Raw genomic sequence first — 18,385 nt, forward strand, 5'->3', positions numbered from 1 at the left:
ATTGGAGCACTCGGGCGATCAGGGGCCGATCGTCCACGTTCAGTTTATGGTCTAATCAGGTCATGGCAATTAAGCTATCACCACTTTTATCGTTAGCGATCAGTTTTGATGAAAATGAGTCAGATTTCTATTAGTCTTTGTACGCAATTATGGAGCTTCTGCACAAGGGAAAGCCGCTGCATCGGCGTGTCACAGCTGAATGGCCAGGGCCGTTGCGATAAATGGAAGACCATTGACTGTAACAAAAAAGACCGGGATTTGGCTATCCCGGTCTTTCGCTAAATTCGGTCACATCAGCTCTTCGGGAACACGCGCCAATGTTTGGGGCGAAAAGCGATGCGGCTTGTTTCCGTTGCCGGATGGTCCGCGGGAATTTCGATCTCCACATGATCGGTTGCCCCAGCTATTGCGAGCTCGATGCGCCGCGTTGCACCGACACGGCGGCTCGCAACGACAGTACCGGCGATGCCTCTGTTGGAGGCGTCGATAAGTTCGATATCGTGCGGTCTGAAATACAACATTCCTTCGCCGTCAGGTCGATCGCTTGAAATGCCCAACGCCTGGCCATCAAACCACAACTCGCCGTTCTTGATCTGAACTTCCGTGGAACTCGACTCGCCGATGAAGCTATAGACAAACGGTGAATTCGGCCGGTCATAGACCTCATCGGGGGTGCCGATCTGCTCTATCCTGCCTTGGCTCATGACCACAACGCGGTCAGCCAATTCCAGCGCCTCGTCCTGATCGTGTGTCACGAAAACGGTCGTGTGTTTGGTCTTGTCGTGAATCTCGCGCAACCAGCGGCGAAGTTCTTTGCGGACCTTCGCGTCAAGCGCGCCAAAGGGTTCATCCAGCAACAACACACGCGGTTCGATAGCCATGGCACGGGCGAGCGCGACGCGTTGACGCTGGCCGCCTGAGAGCTGCGCCGGATAGCGTTTTTCAAGGCCGGAGAGCTGCACGAAGTCCAGAAGTTCCGACGAGCGTCGACGAATTTCGTCCTTGCTTGGCCGGCTTGAACCCGGGCGTACCTTCAAGCCGAAGCTGACATTGTCAATCACTGTCATGTGACGGAACAGAGCATAGTGTTGAAAGACGAAGCCGACATTCCTCTCCTGCACGGACTTCAGTGAAGCATCCTCGTCGCCAAAGAAAACCTTACCCTCGGTGGGAGTTTCAAGCCCAGCAATCAGGCGCAACAGTGTGGTCTTGCCGGATCCGGACGGACCGAGCAGCGCAATGAGTTCGCCAGAATTGATATCAAGTGAAACGTCGTGCAGCGCTGGAAACCGATCGAATTCCTTGCGCACACCACTTACACGAACATCCATAAATAACCCCCTTTAGTGTCCGCCAACTGCACGTAGCTCCGCGCCGTATCTCAGCTCCAGCAGAGTCTTGAGAACGAGTGTTACCAGCGCAAGAAGCGCAAGAAGCGAAGCCACTGCGAAAGCAGCGACAAAATTATATTCATTGTAAAGAATTTCGACATGCAGCGGCATCGTGTTGGTGAGGCCCCTGATATGTCCTGAAACGACAGATACTGCGCCAAATTCTCCCATGGCCCGGGCGTTGCATAAAAGTACGCCATAGAGCAAGCCCCATTTGATGTTTGGGAGCGTGACGTGCCAGAACGTCTGCCAGCCATTGGCTCCGAGCGACAAGGCGGCCTCTTCATCGGTCGTGCCTTGCTCTTGCATGAGCGGGATCAATTCTCTCGCGACAAATGGGAAAGTGACGAACATGGTCGCCAGCACGATTCCGGGCACTGCAAAAAGGATCTCGATGCCCTGTGATTTTAGCCACGGGCCTAGTGCGGATTGTGAACTGAACAACAACACATATACGAGGCCGGAAATGACCGGCGATACCGAAAACGGCAGATCGATCAATGTGGTCAGGAAGGCCTTGCCCTTGAATTCGAATTTGGCAATCGCCCACGCTGCGACAACGCCGAAAACAACGTTGAGCGGTACCGCGATGGAAGCGACCAGCAGTGTCAGACGAATGGCTGCCTGAGCATCAGGTTCTGAAAATGCAGCCAAATATTCAGTGGGTCCCTTGCGAAAAGCTTCGACAAAAACCGATACGAGCGGGAGCACAAGAAACAGCGCAAGAAAGGCCAACGCGATACCTGTCAAAACGAAGCGTGCCGTACGCCGCTCGGTGGTCGCGTGCCGAGCTGTAGCCGTCGGGTCTGTGACGGGGCCAGATTCAAGCGCCATAACCATACCTCCTCCGGCTCCATGCCTGAATGAGATTGATGACGAAAAGCATGAAAAATGAGATCAACAGCATGATCGTAGCAATCGCGGTCGCACCCGCATAATCAAATTCCTCTAGTCGGATCACAATCAAAAGCGGCGCAATTTCTGAGACATAGGGAAGGTTTCCGGCGATAAAGATCACAGAACCGTATTCACCCACCGCCCTCGCAAATGCCAGCGCAAATCCGGTCAGGATGGCCGGCTGCAAGCCCGGCAAGAGTACCCGTGTAATGGTCTGGAAGCGGTTGGCGCCGAGTGTCGCTGCAGCTTCTTCGACTTCCTTGCGGATTTCCTCCATCACTGGCTGAACAGTCCGCACCACAAAGGGCAGACCGATAAAGATCAGGGCGATGGTTATGCCGATCGGCGTGAAAGCAACCTTGATCCCGATCAAATCGAGCCAGCGGCCGATCCAGCCGTTTTTCGAATAAAGCGCCGTCAGCGCAATGCCGGCAACAGCCGTCGGCAAGGCAAACGGTAGATCGACGATGGCATCGACAATTCTGCGGCCTGGAAACCGGTAGCGCACCAGTACCCACGCAACGATGATACCGAAGATAACGTTGATCACAGCAGCAATAAGGGATGTGCCAAAGCTGATTTTCAGCGCATTTACGGTTCGAGGATCAGTCGCTACATGCCAAAATCCGGGAAAGCCTAATGAAGCCGAGCGCAAGACAAGGCCTGTTAAAGGAATAAGAACGATGAGTGCGAGGTAGGCAAGAGTGAAGCCGAGCGCCATTCCAAATCCCGGAATAACGCTCGGCTGCTTAAACCGCCAACCCGCTTTCGCAAGGTTGGATGTCATGCTGTTACTGTTTCGGCTTGTAAATCTGGTCAAAGGTTCCGCCATCTCCGAAGTGATAGGGCTGTGCCTTTGCCCATCCGCCGAAGATTGGATCATCGATCGTAACCAGTTTCAACTCCGGTAATTTTTTGATTAGCTCTGGTGCTACCAGTCCAGGCTCGGAGGGACGATAAAAGTGCTTGGCTGCAATCTCCTGGCCCTCCTTGGAATACAGATATCCAAGATAGGCTTCAGCGACCTTGCGAGTGCCTTTTGCATCGACATTCGCATCGACCACGGCAACCGAAGGCTGGGCGAGAATCGAGCTGGGCGGAACGACGATATCAAATTTGTCGTCGCCGAATTCGGCCGATGCCAGGTAAGCCTCATTTTCCCAGGCGAGCAATACATCACCAAGTTCGCGCTGGGCGAATGTATTGGTCGCGCCGCGTGCACCGGAATCAAGCACGGGAACGTGCTGGAACAAATTTCCAATATATTCCTTGATCTTGGCTTCATCGCCGCCGTACTGCGCGTTGGCCCAAGCCCAGGCCGCAAGGTAATTCCAGCGGGCGCCACCGGACGTTTTAGGATTAGGCGTGATCACCTCTACACCGTCTTTAACGAGGTCCCCCCAATCCTTGATCCCCTTCGGATTACCCTTGCGCACGAGAAAAACGATCGTCGACGTGTAGGGCGCAGAGTTGTGCGGAAATTTCTTGATCCAGTCGGGGTTGATCTTCTTGGCCTTGACGATGGCATTTACATCGCTTTCAAGCGCCAGCGTCACAACATCGGCGTCCAGTCCGTCAATGACGGAACGTGCCTGGGCACCCGATCCGCCGTGAGACGCCTGGATAGTCACTGTCTCGCCCGTGTCGGCTTTCCATTTGGCTGCGAACGCCGCATTGAAATCTTTATAAAGTTCACGTGTCGGGTCGTAAGACACGTTTAAAAGGGTGGTGTCCGCGTTGGCAGCAGACATCGGCTGAATGGCGACCGTTGCTGAAAGCAATACAGCCGCCAGTGCTATGGAAAATCGGGAATGTTTCATGCCTGCCTCCGTATGATTAGAACTGAAGCGTAGCAGAGCGCTCCCAAATAGGGGCGTTAGAAAGAATTCCTTTTACAGTGAAAAATTAGAATATTCTACCGGATCGGCATAGTCTACTGAAACAGTCGTCTATTATGTGCGAGCATAGGATTCTCTCAAACTTAAGTAGCACGGCCGTTTGTGGCCGATTGAGAAGGTCGCTGCGGTCTTTTTCTGGAAAATGCGACCATACTGGAATAATCGTCCCGCCCGGAAAGACACGAGCGAGCCGCGTGTTTTCGGCCGATCGAGCTGCGTAGACTCGCTCGGATGCCTATTTGCCCAATAGCATTTTCACCGGCGTCGCGTCAGCAAGCCGCGTATAGTTGGCTGGATTGGTCCGGGCATCATTGAAAGTGCGCGTCTTGATTGGCATGACAAAGATTGCGGCTGTCAACAAAGCGGTGGCTGCTATGGAAAGGCGGCGTTCCATACGTGAACTAATGATCATGCGCTTTCTCTCCTCAGTGAAAGTTCGCCCGCAACGGGCGGGAAATAATGTCCTCGATTGCGGATTTCGGGATCGGCAATAGCATCTGATCCATCTCGGCCAGCGTTTCGGCAAACCCGATCGCTGCGTTTTCCACTTCCTCATGGCGCGAGGGACATGCCATGGCATTGAGGCAGGTTCGTGCCGCAACCATGTCGCAATTTTGTATCCCCGCGATGAGCCCTAAAGTCATGCATTCCTCCCGGCAGACATGGTGCGAGCCAAACGGAAAAGTTTTGAGCGGGCATAGTGCGCAGTGGCGCAGGGTCCGGATGAAGAATGACAGCTCGGATAGTGCACGGTTGCCGTTACGCGTACCGAGAAGCTCGCTGTAGAGCCCATAGGCCATTTCCCAGGCGATGACAGAGCCGGTTTCGAAACCCGCCGTCCAACGCCGGTAGCCTTCGAGCACCAGCTTTTCCGGTGTGCGATCGAAATAGCAACCTGCATTGTTGCCGGCTTCAGATATGCGTGGATACATCGCCGCTCCCATCCTGTTCGTTGTTGCGGATCAGGGCGAAAGGACCACTGCGGTGACCGCGGATGACGAGCTGCCTCAGGCTGTTGCGGCCAAAGACAGGAGACGGTTGCTGATGGTTCAGCAGGGAAACCACGCGCAGGCGTGGCAGAAAAAGACCTATCATAGGGTCCTCCAATCGAAAGGGTTCAAGGCCCAGACATCAAAGGGATGTGCTTTTGCACTTTTCGCATAAAGGCTTCTGAAAACCTCAATGTCAAATACTAAATCATTAAAACCTGTAAAAATATCAATAGGTTAGAATAATTCTAGGAAATTATGAGTTTTCTAGTATACAAATGTTCGGATCGGCCTAAGAAGAGCATATCCTTCCCCTCCAAACTGGCGGCCCGGAGGAGAGTGGTAATCGCGCTCATCCAGCGATCAGCAGCCGAAGCTTCTTTAGCGCGACATCAGGACTTTCCTTGTAGTCGATCGTGCTTCTTAGCCGCCCGTCGCGATCAAGCAGCATCACCGACGCCGTATGGTCCATGGTGTAGTCGCCGTTTTCGGTAGGCACCTTCTTCGCATAAATCTTCCAGCCCTTGAGCAGCTTCTCGACTTCCTGCGGATTGCCAGTGATGCCGGTGATCCGGTCCGTGAAGGCCGATGTATAGCCCTTCATGACGTCGGGCGTGTCCCGCTCCGGATCGACGGAAATGAAGAAGACGCGCAGGTCTTTGCCTTCATCGCCAAGTGTCTTCAGCCATCCGGCCATTTCGAAGAGGGTTGTCGGACATACCTCGGGGCAATGGGTGAAACCAAAGAACAGAGCCGTCGGATGGCCCTTGAAAGCTGCGTCCGTGATAGGAGCGCCGTTCTGATCGACGAGATTGAACGGAACGCCGAGCTGGACCGCTTGGGCATTACCGCCATTTCGCGCGTTGATGTAAGTGAAGACAAGGAAGCCGCACAATACAGCGATCAGCGCCCATAATGCATAGCGCAAGAGACGGAAATTCATCAATTGTGCTCCATGCTTGTTGCGCCTGCAGGACCGACCATGAACTGGACGTCGACCTTGCCGGCTTTGGCAAAATCAAGCGTCACAGGCACCATGTCGCCCTCTTTCAGGGGTGCTGAAAGGTCGATCAACATCAAATGTGTGCCGCCAGGAGAGAGTTCGGCGCTGCCGCCAGCCGGAATCTCAAGTCCGTCCTTCAGCTTGCGCATTTGCATGACGTTGCCATCCATCTTCATTTCGTGCACCTCGACGCGCGCAGCAACAGGGCTGGAACCGCCAAGGAGTTGGTCTGGCTCTTTCGATTGATTCTCGATCTTGATGTAGCCGCCACCGACTTTCGCCCCGGGCAGGGTGGCGCGGGTAAAGGCGCCGCTCAAGGTCAGATCCCCAGCTTTCACAGGGTCCATGGAGTGGTCCTCACTCGTGGCGGCACCCTGAACCATCTTGGAATGATCGTGCGCCTGAGCAGACGAGATGGACGCAAATACCAGTGCGACGGCGGCAATTCTGGAAAAAGATTTCATGAGGCGTCTCCAATTCAGATTTCTTATGAGAATACACGTTGCAAAGGCGAAGGGATGCGCGTGATCAATTGGTCCAAGATCAGCATGCCAAGAATTGCGAACCCGCTCAGTGGAAAGGCGATGCCAAATACCAGTATTACCAAGGTAAATACTACAAAGACACTTTTCTGCTGCGGCATCGGTGGCACGCCGAGCCGTCCTGAAGGACGCCGTTTCCACCACATGACCACGGCGGAAACCGAGGCGAGGATGATGGCAAGGCATGTCGCCAGCATGGCGAGTTGGTTGGCAAGCCCCCAATATTGGCCCTGATGCACGCCAATCCCAAACTCGATGGCTTTGGCTCCAGCTCCATAGTCGGAAAACTTCAAATCAACCAAGGGGTTACCGCTATACTGGTCGAAGTGGATTGTCCGCTGCTTGGCAATGTCGTCGGGGAAGACGGCTGCGGTATAAACCCCCTTCATGCCTGCGGGCAGCGAGACTTCAAAGCCTGATGTCATGCCCGCTGCCGCCGCGGAGGCGACGATCCGGTCAAGCCCGACGGGCGTTCCACCTGGCGTCGACACCGGTACCGGTGCGTTCTCGACAGTCCATCCGGAATTACCAAGTACTTGTTTTGTCTGAAGTTTTGAAACCGGAACGTCGTCCCAGAGCTGAGCGGGATAGCCAAGTCCATAGCCGGACAACGTCGTGTTCAGCTTGTCACCCCAATAGCCCGACCAGGGCATGCCGGATATCGCAAGGAAGAAGATCAATGCGCCGGCAGCTGCGCCGGTCACGGCATGCAGATCCCGCCAGAACACGCGTTTGTCCGGAGTTCCGCGAACAGTGACGACACCGCCAGTCTGCTTACGTGGCCACCAAAGATAAAAGCCTGTAATTACAAGGACTAATGCAAGGCCGCCCACGGCCTCGACGATGCGGTTGAAGGCAAGGCCGAAATATTCGAGGCTGTGGATGTTCTTGACGACCCAGCTGAATTCTTCCTCTTCGCCGACCTTGCCAAGGACCGCGCCACTATAGGGATCGACGAAGACCAGAACGTTCCCGTCCGGAGTGCCAACGGTGACTTTTGCCGACTGCGTTGGATCGCCAGGTGATTGATATCGCAGCGCTTTTGATCCCGGCACAGCCGCTTTTGCGTTGTCGGTCAGGAGCGAAGGGGCAAGCGATTCGCTGCGTGGCTGAACCACGTTGCGATAGGCGAAGACGGTATTGTCGATCTCGTCCTTGAACAGATAGAGGCTGCCGGTGATGGCGAGATTGAGCATGAAAGGGATGACCAGAAGGCCGGCGAAAAAATGCCAGCGCCAGATGGCGCGGTAGAGCGAAAGGCTGAGATAATAAGGCTTCCCGGAAGCCATGCTTGAGACGGTCATATGTGTTCCAGTCGTCTGACAGCAAGGGTAACGGCACCGCCGGAGCAGGCCGCCGCGACGCGCCATCGAGGGCGCATTTTATGTCAGACGAGGGGAGGAGCTTGCGGCGGAGCCGATGGCGGGAAGAGGCTGCGCGCGATCCGGACCGCTTCCCGTTCTATTGTAAGTGATTGAACCGGCTCGTTTTTCAAGCCGAACGCCAAGGGCGGAACCGGCAGAACGACGGATGCCGAGAGGCGGCAGGCCTCGCAACCATTGCCGTGCCATGCGCTCTTGTGCGAGCCCTGATCCACCTTGTTGTCGAGGCAAAGAACGGGCACTGACCCGTCAGGCAAAGTATAGACGGCGAGGTCGATGTCATTGGCTGGAGAGGCTGAAACGGGCTGGTGCGCGAAGGCAACGAATACGAGCGCCAATGCGCAAAGCATGCGCACTGCCAATCGCCAGTCGTTCCGAATATTGCGCATCACCGCCTCATTTTCACTTCGCAGTCTAAATACAGGAGCCAGACCTGAAAATCCATGCGGCAAAGAGGAATGCAACCGAGCACGCCGAAATTTCCCGTGATAGTGGAAAATCTTGCGCCAGATTCGATGATTCTTGTGTCAGTTTTGGCAACTCTTGCATGAGTTTTGTCTATTCGTGTGTAAAAAACGTCTTGGTTCAGACCAGCCTGCTTCCAAATTCAGGTTTGCGTGGAATCGCGGCGCGACATGTCGCCCTTCGGACTGAAATGAGCGACCAGCCGGTAGGTTTCACCCGGGTAAAACATCCGCACGGCGGTGATCGGCCGTTTGCCTCTCCATGTCGATCGTTCGACCTGCAAACAGGCCGAGCCTTCCTGCACCTCGAGACGGGACGCAAGCATGGAATCCGCATTGAACGCGCTGATCCGGTTCTCCGCCTCCGACCAAGGCACATGACCGCGCAGCCAGGTTCCCGGAGGTTCATCGGCGAAGGAGATATCGACGGCTTCCGGAACGCTGACAAGATCGATCAGCCGGTCCTCGAAAGCATGGACGCGCCGGCCGGCAAAGTGACGGCAGTGAATCGCCAGAACCTGACGCGGGCTTTGCACATTAAGGCGTTCCATATCGGCCGGCGTCGAGCGGCGTTGCTGGCGTGAGATCACCTCAAGTCTGTAGACCTGCCCGATGGCTTCGACCTCGGCGCGCACGTCCGGAATTTCGATGACGGCCGATTGCGACAGCGGCTGCGAAACGAAGCTTCCCGCCTTGCGACGCCGCTCGATAAGGCCCGAAGCCGCCAGCGCCGACAGAGCCTTGTTCACGGTCATCCGCGCACAACCGTAGGTTTCCATCAATTCGCGTTCCATCGGAATGCGAAAACCGGGAGCCCATTCGCCGAGCAGGATCCGCTGCTCGATGTCATGGCGGATACGGGCGGAAAGCTGGCCCTTCGGGGTATCGGTGATGGGGTTTTCCAACTGATCCACGGCGACCTCTTATTCGGCCGATAGAGTCTGCGACAGGTGCACGATGATTGCCTCTCCCGATCCGCTAACGGCAATCTCCGGGGCACCGGCGGAGCCCTCGATCAACGCAGCATCATGCGCGTAAAGTACTGACAACTTATCGATGGTGATCTGGCCACTGCGGCAGAAGATGATGCAGACATTCCCGACGACTGGCAGAACCTGCGTCCCATCGATGGTCAGATTGTCGACGCTGTGAGTCCAGCGCCCCCGCCGGGTCATGACGTTGAAATCGGTGACCGGTCCGGCAATCAACTTTGCCGATGCAGCCATGTCTCCCGGGAATGGATGAGGCTTGCCTGCTGGCGTCAATCGCACCGGTGTTTCGCTCTCGACGGTAAGGTCCAGGCCCTCCCCGCTAAGCACGGTCAGCGTGCGGTCGATGCCCTCAAACCGCGAGAATGGTCCATCGGCAGCAACAGTCGCCATGCTGATGCGCCAGTCGAAATTGCCAACCGAAGCTCCGGGGGGAGCGACGGCAATCTCGGTGGTGACGCCGCCGCCATTTTTCCACGGCATTCGCCGGTGATCGCTGGCCCGGAGTATTTTCATCAGCCGAGAATGCCCGGCAGGTTGAGGCGCTTTTCCTTCGCACATTCAATGGCGATCTCATAGCCCGCATCGGCGTGGCGCATGACGCCGGTTGCCGGATCGTTCCAGAGAACGCGCTTGATGCGTTCCGCTGCGTCGTCGGTCCCGTCGCAGCAAATCACCATGCCGGAGTGCTGGGAAAAGCCCATGCCGACGCCGCCGCCATGATGCAGGGAGACCCAGGTTGCACCGGAGGCGGTGTTGAGCAGTGCATTCAACAGCGGCCAGTCGGAGACCGCATCGGAGCCGTCTTTCATGGCTTCTGTTTCGCGGTTCGGCGAGGCGACCGAACCTGAATCGAGATGGTCGCGGCCGATGACGATCGGTGCTTTTAATTCGCCGCTGCGCACCATCTCGTTGAAGGCGAGTCCAAGCCGGTCGCGGTCGCCGAGCCCGACCCAGCATATGCGCGCCGGCAGACCCTGAAACGCGATGCGCTCCCGCGCCATGTCGAGCCAGTTGTGCAGATGTGTGTTGCCGGGTGTCAGTTCCTTCACCTTGGCGTCGGTCTTGTAAATGTCTTCCGGATCGCCCGATAGCGCCGCCCAGCGGAATGGCCCAATGCCACGGCAGAACAGGGGACGGATATAGGCCGGAACGAAGCCGGGGAAAGCGAAGGCGTTTTCCAATCCTTCGTCCTTGGCGACCTGGCGTATGTTGTTGCCATAGTCGAGCGTCGGAATACCTCGTTCCCAGAAGGCGATCATGGCTTCGACATGTTCGCGCATCGAAGCACGCGCGGCTTTCTCGACGGCTTTCGGGTCCGTTTCGCGCTTCTGGCGCCATTCGGCCAAAGTCCAGCCTTTTGGCAGATAGCCGTTGATCGGATCATGGGCCGAGGTCTGGTCGGTGACGATGTCCGGGCGCACATTGCGCCGGACGAGTTCAGGCAGGATATCGGCGGCATTGCCGAGCAGGCCAACCGATTTGGCTTCGCCCGCCTTGGTCCAGCGGTCGATCATTTCGAGTGCTTCATCCAGTGTTTCGGCCTTCGCGTCGACGTAGCGGGTGCGCAGGCGGAAATCGATCGAGTCCGGGTTGCACTCGACGGCGAGACAGCAGGCTCCGGCCATGACGGCAGCCAGCGGCTGTGCCCCGCCCATACCGCCAAGTCCGCCAGTCAGGATCCACTTGCCTTTGAGATTGCCGTTATAGTGCTGGCGCCCGGCTTCGACGAAGGTTTCATAGGTACCCTGCACGATGCCTTGCGTGCCGATATAGATCCACGAGCCGGCGGTCATCTGGCCGTACATGGCGAGACCCTTCTTATCCAGCTCGTTGAAATGATCCCAGGTTGCCCAATGCGGCACGAGATTGGAATTGGCGATCAGCACTCTCGGTGCATTGGCGTGGGTCTTGAATACACCGACCGGCTTGCCGGACTGGACGAGCAACGTTTCATCCTCGTTCAGGGTTTTGAGGGTGGAAACGATCTTGTCGAAATCGTCCCACGTGCGGGCAGCACGGCCGATCCCGCCATAGACCACGAGTTCGTTAGGATTTTCCGCAACATCGGGATCAAGATTGTTCATCAGCATCCGCAACGGCGCTTCGGTCATCCAGGATTTGGTGTTCAGCTTGTCGCCGCGTGGAGCGCGCACTTCGCGGATATTGTGCCTCGGATTGTTCATTATTTGCTCCCCAGCTTGATCGCGGTCTGTCGGATGATTTCGAGAATGTCTTTGAGATGCTTGCGCAGCCGTTCGGCTTTGGCCTCGTCATAGGCGAAAGGTGGCGCTTCCTTCGTCAGGTGCGAGGACTGCGTCAGTTCCATCTGGATGGCGTGGATGCCGAGCTGCGGTTGTCCATAATGCCGCGTCGTCCAGCCACCCTTGAACCGGCCGTTGATGACGGCATCATAGCCGCGTGCCGCGAAGGCAATCCGGCCGACCGCCGAGGCGATTTCGGGGGAACAGCTGTTGCCCTCATTGGTGCCAATGTTGAAATCCGGAAGCTTGCCCTGGAAGAGGAACGGGATATGCGACCGTATGGAATGGCAGTCGTAGAGAACGACAAGGCCATTGGCTTCGTGTACGCGCTCGATCTCCTTGGCCAGCGCCGCATGGTAAGGGCTGTGGAACTGTTTCAGCCGGTATTCGATGTCCGCCGCCGTCGGCTTCTCGCCATCGCGCCATATCGGCTTGCCGTCGAAATCGGTTTCGGGAATGAGGCCGGTGGTATTCTGCCCGGGATAAAGACTGACGCCTGACGGATCGCGATTGGCATCGATGACGTAGCGATGAAAGGTGGCGCGGACAGTCGTGACCTCTGGCAGCAAGCCATCATACAGCTTGTCGATGTGCCAGTCCGTATCGGCGAGCATTTGGCCGGTCTCGTTGAGCCGGGCAAGGATGTCGGCGGGCACGTCGGTTCCCGTGTGCGGAAAGCCCAGAATGATCGGGGATGACCCCTGTTTGACGTCAACGGCATTCATAATTGTGTATCCAGAACTGGCAAAATATCGGGAGAAATCGCGGCGTTGAGCCTGCCCGAAGCAACAAGATCGGAAACGGCCTTCAAGTCTGGCGCCATATAGCGGTCCTCGTCGAGTGTTGGCACTGCGACCCGAATAACGCCATGCGCGCGGGTGAGTTCCGGGCTGGTCTGCAGCGGTTCGCGCAGGTCGATCCCCTGAGCGGCCGTCAGCGCCTCGATACCGATGATCGAGAACAGATTGTCCGTCATCTGCAACAGGCGCCGCGCGCCATGGCAGGCCATCGATACATGATCTTCCTGATTGGCCGAGGTCGGCGTTGAATCCACTGACGCCGGATGCGACATCTGCTTATTTTCCGACATGAGCGCCGCCGACGTGACCTCGGCGATCATCAGGCCGGAGTTGAGGCCGGGCTTTCTGGCAAGGAACGCTGGCAGGCCGTAGCTCAAGGCCGGATCGACCAGCAGAGCGATGCGGCGTTGGGCGATTGCACCGATTTCACAAATGGCGAGGGCGATCTGGTCGGCGGCGAAGGCAACCGGCTCCGCATGGAAGTTGCCGCCCGAGACGACGGAGCCATCGCTGAGCACCAGTGGATTGTCGGTAACAGCGTTGGCCTCGATTTCGAGCGTCCGCGCCGCCATGCGCAAAAGGTCGAGGCAGGCGCCATCCACCTGCGGCTGGCAGCGGATGCAATAGGGGTCCTGCACACGTTCGTCGCCCTCGATGTGGCTCTCGCGGATAGGCGAGTTTTCGAGCAGTCGCCGAAGCGCCGTGCCCGTATCGATCTGGCCGCGATGACCGCGCAATGCGTGGATATCGGGATGGAACGGTGCTGACGAACCCATGGCGGCGTCCGTGGAAAGCGCACCGGTGATCAGTGCCGATTGACCGGCGCGGTGGGCGCGAAACAGCCCCGCAAGCGCAAGAGCCGTCGAGACTTGCGTGCCGTTGATGAGCGCAAGACCTTCCTTGGCAGCGAGCACGACGGGCTTGAGCCCCGCTTCGGCAAGGCCCTCGGCGGCGGGCATCTGCCTCGACCCGAACGTGACGTCGCCTTCACCGATCATGGCCGCGGCCATGTGGGCGAGCGGCGCAAGATCACCGGAAGCGCCGACGGAGCCCTTTTCCGGAATGACCGGGATCACGCCTTTTTCCAGCATGGCTTCGATCAGGCTGATGAGTTCCGGGCGCACACCGGAAGCGCCGCGGCCGAGCGAGATCAGCTTCAGCGACATGATCAGGCGCACGATATTTTCCGGCAGCGCGTTCCCGACGCCGCAGCAATGGGAGAGGATGAGATTGCGCTGCAGCGTTCCGACATCCGCCGCATCGATCCGGATCGAGGCAAGTTTGCCGAACCCGGTATTGATGCCATAGACTGGCGCATTCCCAGCGGCGATTTCGGCAATTCGTTTCGCTGCCGATTCGATGCCTGCATGAAAGGACGCATCGAGCTTTGCCGGCGTGCCATGCCAGTAGATCGTTTCGAGAGTGGCAAGCGGCACGGCCCCCGGGTGCAAGATTATTGTCATCGTCAATTATGCTTTCAAAACGAGCTGGTGGAGCGGGTTGAAGCCGATGCGATAGCAAAGTTCCGCTGGTTGCTCTGCGTTCCAGATGGCGATCTCGGCGCGCTTGCCCGGCGCAATGGTGCCGATTTCGTCAGCGAGGCCCAGGGCGCGCGCGGCTTCACGCGTGGCGCCGGCAAGCGCTTCTTCGACGGTAAGCCGGAAAAACGTGCACGCCATATTCATCGTCAGGAGCAGCGAAGTGAGCGGCGATGTGCCCGGATTGCAATCGGTGGCGACGGCGATGCGAACACCGGCATCGCGCAGGATCTGGACGGGCGGCGCGCGCTCTTCGCGCAGGGCATAGAACGCGCCCGGAAGCAGCACCGCGACTGTTCCGGCAGCCGCCATGGCGCTGGCGCCTTCCTCGTCGAGGTATTCGAGATGATCGGCGGACAAGGCGCCATACGACGCCGCAAGCTTGGCGCCGCCAAGGTTGGAGAGCTGCTCGGCGTGGAGCTTGACCGGCAAGCCAAGTGCTTTCGCCCTGTCGAAAACGCGGGCGATCTGTGCGGGCGAAAAAGCGATGCCCTCGCAAAACCCGTCCACCGCATCGACGAGGCCTTCCGAATGCGCTGCATCGAGACCGGGCAGGACGACTTCGGAGATATAGTCATCGGGCCGGCCCTTGTACTCCGGCGGTGTCGCATGGGCAGCAAGGTAGCTTGTGCGGATGCGCACCGGGCGCATGGTGGCGAGGCGGCGCGCGACGCGCAGCATCTTTAGCTCGGCGTCGATATTCAGCCCGTAACCGGATTTTATCTCGACGGTGGAGACGCCTTCGGCAAGCAAGGTATCGAGCCGCGGCAGGCTTTGCGCAAGGAGCACCTCTTCGTTCACGGCATTGGTCGATTTGACCGAGGAGACGATGCCGCCGCCGGCCCGCGCGATATCCTCATAGGTCGCGCCTTCGAGCCGCATCTCGAACTCGCGGGCGCGATTACCACCAAAGACAAGATGGGTGTGGCAATCGATGAGGGCAGGGGTTGCCAGCCTGCCGCCAAAATCCTGGCGCTCGACATCATTCCAGTCGAAAGGGATCGTCTGTCCAACCCAGGCGATCCGCTCGCCATCGATGCCGATCGCGCCGTTTTCAATGAGGCCATACGGCGCGCCGGTATCTTCCAGCGTGGCGATCCTCAATCCGGATAGAATTTTCCTCATCGGCTGCGACCCGCTCCCGTTTTTGGTCTTGCCCACAAGGTTAATATGTATATACATAACGTGTCAATGCGGCGGGAGGAAAGAAATGACTGAGGCTAGAAAATCGGTGTTCGCCCGAACAGCGCTCACGCCGAATGGCTGGGAGAACAATGTTCTGATCGAGATCGACAGTGCAGGACGCATTGGGTCGGTTGTCGTCGGGAACGAGACTGCACCAAATGCTTACGCCGTCGATGTCCTGCTGCCGGCGCAGGCAAACCTCCACAGCCACACTTTCCAGCGGGCGATGGCCGGGCTTTCCGAAGCACGCAGCCCTGCGGGGCGCGACAGCTTCTGGACATGGCGCGAGATCATGTACCGGTTCCTCGACATTCTGGACCCTGACGACATCGAGGCGATTGCGGCCTTCGCCTTCGTCGAGATGCTGGAGTCCGGCTATTCCAGCGTTGCGGAATTTCACTATGTACATCACCAGCCGGGCGGACAGCCCTACGCCAACCTGGCAGAGTTGTCTGAACGGATCGCGGCGGCGGCGAGCGCCACAGGTATCGGCTTGACGCTGCTGCCGGTCGCCTACATACAAGGCGGCGTCGAAGGACGGGCACTGGCGGGCGGGCAATTGCGCTTCGGCAATGATTTCGACCGCTATGCGAAACTGGCGGGACAGGCGCAGGAGGCCGCCAAAGCTGTCAGCGCCGACGCGGGTTTCGGCGTCGCGCCGCATTCGATCCGAGCCGTCAACGAACGCGATCTGAAGGCGCTGGAACAGCATTTTCGCGGCATGCCGTTCCACATTCATATTGCCGAGCAGATCCCGGAGATCGAAGAAGTCCAGGTGGCTTACGGACAGCGCTCGATGACATGGCTGCTCGACCATCTGCCGGTCAATGAGCGCTGGTGCCTGATCCACTCGACCCACATGACGCCGCAGGAAACGCAGCGCGTTGCGCAAAGCGGCGCGGTTGTCGGACTGTGTCCGGTCACCGAAGCCAATCTCGGCGATGGCATATTCGACGGGGTGAATTATCTCGCCGCGGACGGGCGCTTTGGCACGGGATCCGACTCCAACATCCGCATCTCACCCTCGGAGGAACTCCGCCAGCTCGAATACAGCCAGCGTCTGCGCGATGTCTCCCGGGTTACGTTGTCAGTCGACGGCAAATCCTGTGGCCGCACGCTCTACGATACGGCGCTCGCCGGCGGTGCGCAGGCTCTCGGCCGCCTCGCGGGCAGTCTCGCGCCCGGCAACTGGGCCGACATGATCGCGATCGATGTTGAAAATCCGGCGCTGTTGGGGTTGAACGGCGACCGGCTGCTCGACGGCTGGATCTTCGCGGGCGACCGCCACGCGGTCGGCGATGTCTGGTCAGCCGGACGGCATATGGTGCATGAAGGCCGCCACCGCGACCGGGATGCGATTTTCGCCGCCTATAAAGCGCGCCTGGCACCGATCCTCGCGAAAATCTGACCGCACTTGCGCGGATAATGACCATTGGCGATTCGCTCCAACTGCACTATTTGAGTTGGAAGGAATGACAGGGATGGAATTGTAATGGCAAGCGTGACGCAGGAGCAGGTGCTCGAGCAATTGAAGACGGTGACTGGCCCGGACTTCAACAGCAATATTGTCGAGCTCGGGCTGGTTTCGGATATTTTCATCGCCGACAACAAGGTGTTCTTCTCGATAACAGTGCCGGCCGCGCGAGCGCAGGAACTCGAACCTTTGCGTGCCGCCGCCGAGCGTGTCGTCAAGGCGATGCCGGGGGTAAATGGCGCTATCGTCGCGCTGACTGCCGAGAAAAAAGGCGGGCCGACAAGCGATGATGCCCCGCCCCGCCCAACACCCCCGGCGCGCCCGGCACAACGCCCGGCTCCGGCCGGCGCGGTTCCCCCACCACGGGTCGTGGCCAAGAGTGGCGCGGCAGCCCAGGGTGCACCCGCGCAACCGGCGCATGGACACAGCCACGGCGCCCCGGTCAAATCCGGCGTGCCCGGTGTCGGCGCGATCATCGCTGTCGCCTCGGGCAAGGGCGGCGTCGGCAAGTCGACGACGGCTGTCAATCTGGCGCTGGGACTCAAGGCAAACGGACACAGCGTCGGCATCCTCGACGCGGATATTTACGGACCCTCCATGCCACGGCTGCTTGGTCTGCATGGCAGGCCGGAGGTTGTGTCCGGCCGCGTTCTGAAGCCGATGGAAGGCTACGGGCTGAAAGTGATGTCGATCGGCTTCCTCGTCGATGAGGAAACGCCCATGATCTGGCGCGGACCGATGGTCATGTCGGCGCTGACGCAGATGCTGCGCGAAGTACAGTGGGGCGACCTCGACGTGCTCGTCGTTGATATGCCGCCCGGCACCGGCGACGCGCAATTGACAATGGCGCAGCAGGTGCCGCTGGCCGGTGCGGTCATCGTCTCGACGCCGCAGGACCTGGCGCTGATCGACGCGCGCAAGGGTTTGAACATGTTCAAGAAGGTGGATGTGCCGCTGCTCGGCATCGTCGAGAACATGAGCTATTTCATCGCCCCGGACACCGGCACGCGCTACGACATCTTCGGCCATGGCGGCGCGCGCAAGGAGGCGGAACGCCTCGGCGTGCCCTTCCTCGGCGAGGTGCCGCTGGTGATGGAAATCCGCGAAACGTCAGATGCGGGAACGCCTATAGTTGTCAGCAATCCCGACGGTCCGCAGGCACAGGCCTATCGCGAGATCGCCGCACAAGTCTGGGACCAGCTGGCGGCGGCGAAGGGCGGCCGCGCCGCCCCGGCGATTGTGTTCGACTAGAGCAATTCCAGGAAAAGTGGGAGAACCGGTTTTCCGTCCGGAATTGCGAAAAACAAGGAGCTGGAGCAATTCCGCGATTGGAAGAAAAGCGGAAATACTCCAGCAGCCCTTCGCTTTACTGTCTCAAAACCCGTCATTTTTCATGGCGGGTTTTATTGTTTGACGGACTTTCGATTGGTTCATTCTCTTAGACTTAAGGCGAATTGACTCCTGTCCGCTGGAGCGAATTAATCACAGACTCTTATTTAATCGGCTTAAACCGCCCTGGGAGGAGCGCGGTTTCAAGCATGGTTGGTTGCAACCACCCTCGCGCCCTGA

The 18,385-nt window shown here is 58.3% G+C and carries 19 protein-coding genes; 2 read left to right on the forward strand and 17 right to left on the reverse strand.

The genetic code is table 11. The features are described from left to right. Positions 1-293: 293 nt before the first annotated feature. The 17 genes from C7476_RS19445 to hutI form a co-directional block, all read right to left on the reverse strand. Positions 294-1,331: a sulfate/molybdate ABC transporter ATP-binding protein gene (locus C7476_RS19445; RefSeq protein ID WP_114431522.1), complete on the reverse strand. Its 1,038-nt coding sequence runs from the start codon at positions 1,329-1,331 to the stop codon at positions 294-296. A gap of 12 nt (positions 1,332-1,343) precedes the next feature. Beyond that, complete coding sequence (gene cysW / locus C7476_RS19450; RefSeq protein WP_181872522.1) at positions 1,344-2,225, reverse strand: sulfate ABC transporter permease subunit CysW; 882 nt, start codon at positions 2,223-2,225, stop codon at positions 1,344-1,346. Next, on the reverse strand, positions 2,215-3,075 hold the full coding sequence (gene cysT, locus C7476_RS19455; protein WP_114431524.1) for a sulfate ABC transporter permease subunit CysT: 861 nt from the start codon (positions 3,073-3,075) through the stop codon (positions 2,215-2,217). Before cysT ends, cysW begins: the two co-directional genes overlap by 11 nt. Positions 3,076-3,079: 4 nt before the next feature. Then, entirely contained in the window at positions 3,080-4,108 is a 1,029-nt protein-coding gene (locus C7476_RS19460) for a sulfate ABC transporter substrate-binding protein (RefSeq protein WP_114431525.1), read from the reverse strand. A 313-nt stretch (positions 4,109-4,421) separates the two neighbouring features. After that, the gene (locus C7476_RS28280) at positions 4,422-4,598 is read right to left on the reverse strand and encodes a hypothetical protein (protein ID WP_181872523.1); all 177 of its coding nucleotides are present in this window, start codon (positions 4,596-4,598) and stop codon (positions 4,422-4,424) included. A gap of 13 nt (positions 4,599-4,611) precedes the next feature. Further along, complete coding sequence (locus tag C7476_RS19465; protein WP_114431526.1) at positions 4,612-5,118, reverse strand: hypothetical protein; 507 nt, start codon at positions 5,116-5,118, stop codon at positions 4,612-4,614. Further along, a complete protein-coding gene (locus C7476_RS19470; RefSeq protein WP_114431527.1) occupies positions 5,099-5,281 on the reverse strand; it encodes a hypothetical protein in 183 nt (60 codons plus the stop codon). Before C7476_RS19470 ends, C7476_RS19465 begins: the two co-directional genes overlap by 20 nt. 246 nt (positions 5,282-5,527) lie before the next feature. Continuing rightward, the gene (locus C7476_RS19475; protein ID WP_114431528.1) at positions 5,528-6,118 is read right to left on the reverse strand and encodes an SCO family protein; all 591 of its coding nucleotides are present in this window, start codon (positions 6,116-6,118) and stop codon (positions 5,528-5,530) included. Continuing rightward, positions 6,118-6,642, reverse strand: coding sequence for a copper chaperone PCu(A)C (locus C7476_RS19480; RefSeq protein ID WP_114431529.1), 525 nt, complete (start codon positions 6,640-6,642; stop codon positions 6,118-6,120). The genes C7476_RS19475 and C7476_RS19480 overlap by 1 nt, the downstream gene beginning before the upstream one ends. 23 nt (positions 6,643-6,665) lie before the next feature. Then, positions 6,666-8,024, reverse strand: coding sequence for a PepSY-associated TM helix domain-containing protein (locus tag C7476_RS19485; protein WP_114431530.1), 1,359 nt, complete (start codon positions 8,022-8,024; stop codon positions 6,666-6,668). 83 nt (positions 8,025-8,107) lie between these two features. Then, on the reverse strand, positions 8,108-8,491 hold the full coding sequence (locus C7476_RS19490; RefSeq protein ID WP_114431531.1) for a hypothetical protein: 384 nt from the start codon (positions 8,489-8,491) through the stop codon (positions 8,108-8,110). A 218-nt stretch (positions 8,492-8,709) separates the two neighbouring features. Next, positions 8,710-9,480, reverse strand: coding sequence for a histidine utilization transcriptional repressor HutC (gene hutC / locus C7476_RS19495; protein ID WP_425374010.1), 771 nt, complete (start codon positions 9,478-9,480; stop codon positions 8,710-8,712). Positions 9,481-9,489: 9 nt separating this feature from the next. Beyond that, complete coding sequence (locus C7476_RS19500) at positions 9,490-10,071, reverse strand: HutD/Ves family protein (RefSeq protein ID WP_114431532.1); 582 nt, start codon at positions 10,069-10,071, stop codon at positions 9,490-9,492. After that, positions 10,071-11,741 carry a urocanate hydratase gene (gene hutU / locus C7476_RS19505; RefSeq protein WP_114431533.1) on the reverse strand — a complete coding sequence of 557 codons (1,671 nt, stop codon included), beginning with the start codon at positions 11,739-11,741 and terminating at the stop codon, positions 10,071-10,073. The genes C7476_RS19500 and hutU overlap by 1 nt, the downstream gene beginning before the upstream one ends. Further along, the gene (gene hutG / locus C7476_RS19510) at positions 11,741-12,544 is read right to left on the reverse strand and encodes an N-formylglutamate deformylase (protein ID WP_114431534.1); all 804 of its coding nucleotides are present in this window, start codon (positions 12,542-12,544) and stop codon (positions 11,741-11,743) included. The genes hutU and hutG overlap by 1 nt, the downstream gene beginning before the upstream one ends. Next, entirely contained in the window at positions 12,541-14,088 is a 1,548-nt protein-coding gene (hutH, locus tag C7476_RS19515; RefSeq protein WP_181872524.1) for a histidine ammonia-lyase, read from the reverse strand. The genes hutG and hutH overlap by 4 nt, the downstream gene beginning before the upstream one ends. After that, entirely contained in the window at positions 14,089-15,282 is a 1,194-nt protein-coding gene (hutI, locus tag C7476_RS19520; RefSeq protein WP_114431535.1) for an imidazolonepropionase, read from the reverse strand. It abuts the gene before it with no gap. Positions 15,283-15,367: 85 nt separating this feature from the next. On the opposite strand from hutI, the gene C7476_RS19525 reads away from it, so the two are divergent. Further along, a complete protein-coding gene (locus C7476_RS19525; RefSeq protein WP_114431536.1) occupies positions 15,368-16,750 on the forward strand; it encodes a formimidoylglutamate deiminase in 1,383 nt (460 codons plus the stop codon). Positions 16,751-16,834: 84 nt separating this feature from the next. After that, positions 16,835-18,067 (forward strand): Mrp/NBP35 family ATP-binding protein, encoded by a 1,233-nt coding sequence (locus tag C7476_RS19530; RefSeq protein ID WP_114431537.1) that lies wholly within the window; start codon positions 16,835-16,837, stop codon positions 18,065-18,067. Positions 18,068-18,385: the final 318 nt, after the last annotated feature.

Origin of the sequence: Phyllobacterium bourgognense, from assembly GCF_003337575.1 — a bacterium.
GTDB lineage: Bacteria > Pseudomonadota > Alphaproteobacteria > Rhizobiales > Rhizobiaceae > Phyllobacterium > Phyllobacterium bourgognense.

Bases quoted from the DNA above. Each gene is read 5' to 3' on its own strand.
- C7476_RS19530 (WP_114431537.1), top strand. From the start codon at position 16,835: ATGGCAAGCGTGACGCAGGAGCAGGTGCTCGAGCAATTGAAGACGGTG.
- cysW (WP_181872522.1), bottom strand. From the start codon at position 2,225: ATGGCGCTTGAATCTGGCCCCGTCACAGACCCGACGGCTACAGCTCGG.
- hutI (WP_114431535.1), bottom strand. From the start codon at position 15,282: ATGAGGAAAATTCTATCCGGATTGAGGATCGCCACGCTGGAAGATACC.
- C7476_RS19460 (WP_114431525.1), bottom strand. From the start codon at position 4,108: ATGAAACATTCCCGATTTTCCATAGCACTGGCGGCTGTATTGCTTTCA.
- hutU (WP_114431533.1), bottom strand. From the start codon at position 11,741: ATGAACAATCCGAGGCACAATATCCGCGAAGTGCGCGCTCCACGCGGC.
- C7476_RS19485 (WP_114431530.1), bottom strand. From the start codon at position 8,024: ATGACCGTCTCAAGCATGGCTTCCGGGAAGCCTTATTATCTCAGCCTT.
- C7476_RS19490 (WP_114431531.1), bottom strand. From the start codon at position 8,491: ATGCGCAATATTCGGAACGACTGGCGATTGGCAGTGCGCATGCTTTGC.
- C7476_RS19480 (WP_114431529.1), bottom strand. From the start codon at position 6,642: ATGAAATCTTTTTCCAGAATTGCCGCCGTCGCACTGGTATTTGCGTCC.
- C7476_RS19475 (WP_114431528.1), bottom strand. From the start codon at position 6,118: ATGAATTTCCGTCTCTTGCGCTATGCATTATGGGCGCTGATCGCTGTA.
- C7476_RS19445 (WP_114431522.1), bottom strand. From the start codon at position 1,331: ATGGATGTTCGTGTAAGTGGTGTGCGCAAGGAATTCGATCGGTTTCCA.
- C7476_RS19470 (WP_114431527.1), bottom strand. From the start codon at position 5,281: ATGATAGGTCTTTTTCTGCCACGCCTGCGCGTGGTTTCCCTGCTGAAC.
- C7476_RS19500 (WP_114431532.1), bottom strand. From the start codon at position 10,071: ATGAAAATACTCCGGGCCAGCGATCACCGGCGAATGCCGTGGAAAAAT.
- C7476_RS19525 (WP_114431536.1), top strand. From the start codon at position 15,368: ATGACTGAGGCTAGAAAATCGGTGTTCGCCCGAACAGCGCTCACGCCG.
- cysT (WP_114431524.1), bottom strand. From the start codon at position 3,075: ATGACATCCAACCTTGCGAAAGCGGGTTGGCGGTTTAAGCAGCCGAGC.
- C7476_RS28280 (WP_181872523.1), bottom strand. From the start codon at position 4,598: ATGATCATTAGTTCACGTATGGAACGCCGCCTTTCCATAGCAGCCACC.
- hutG (WP_114431534.1), bottom strand. From the start codon at position 12,544: ATGAATGCCGTTGACGTCAAACAGGGGTCATCCCCGATCATTCTGGGC.
- C7476_RS19465 (WP_114431526.1), bottom strand. From the start codon at position 5,118: ATGTATCCACGCATATCTGAAGCCGGCAACAATGCAGGTTGCTATTTC.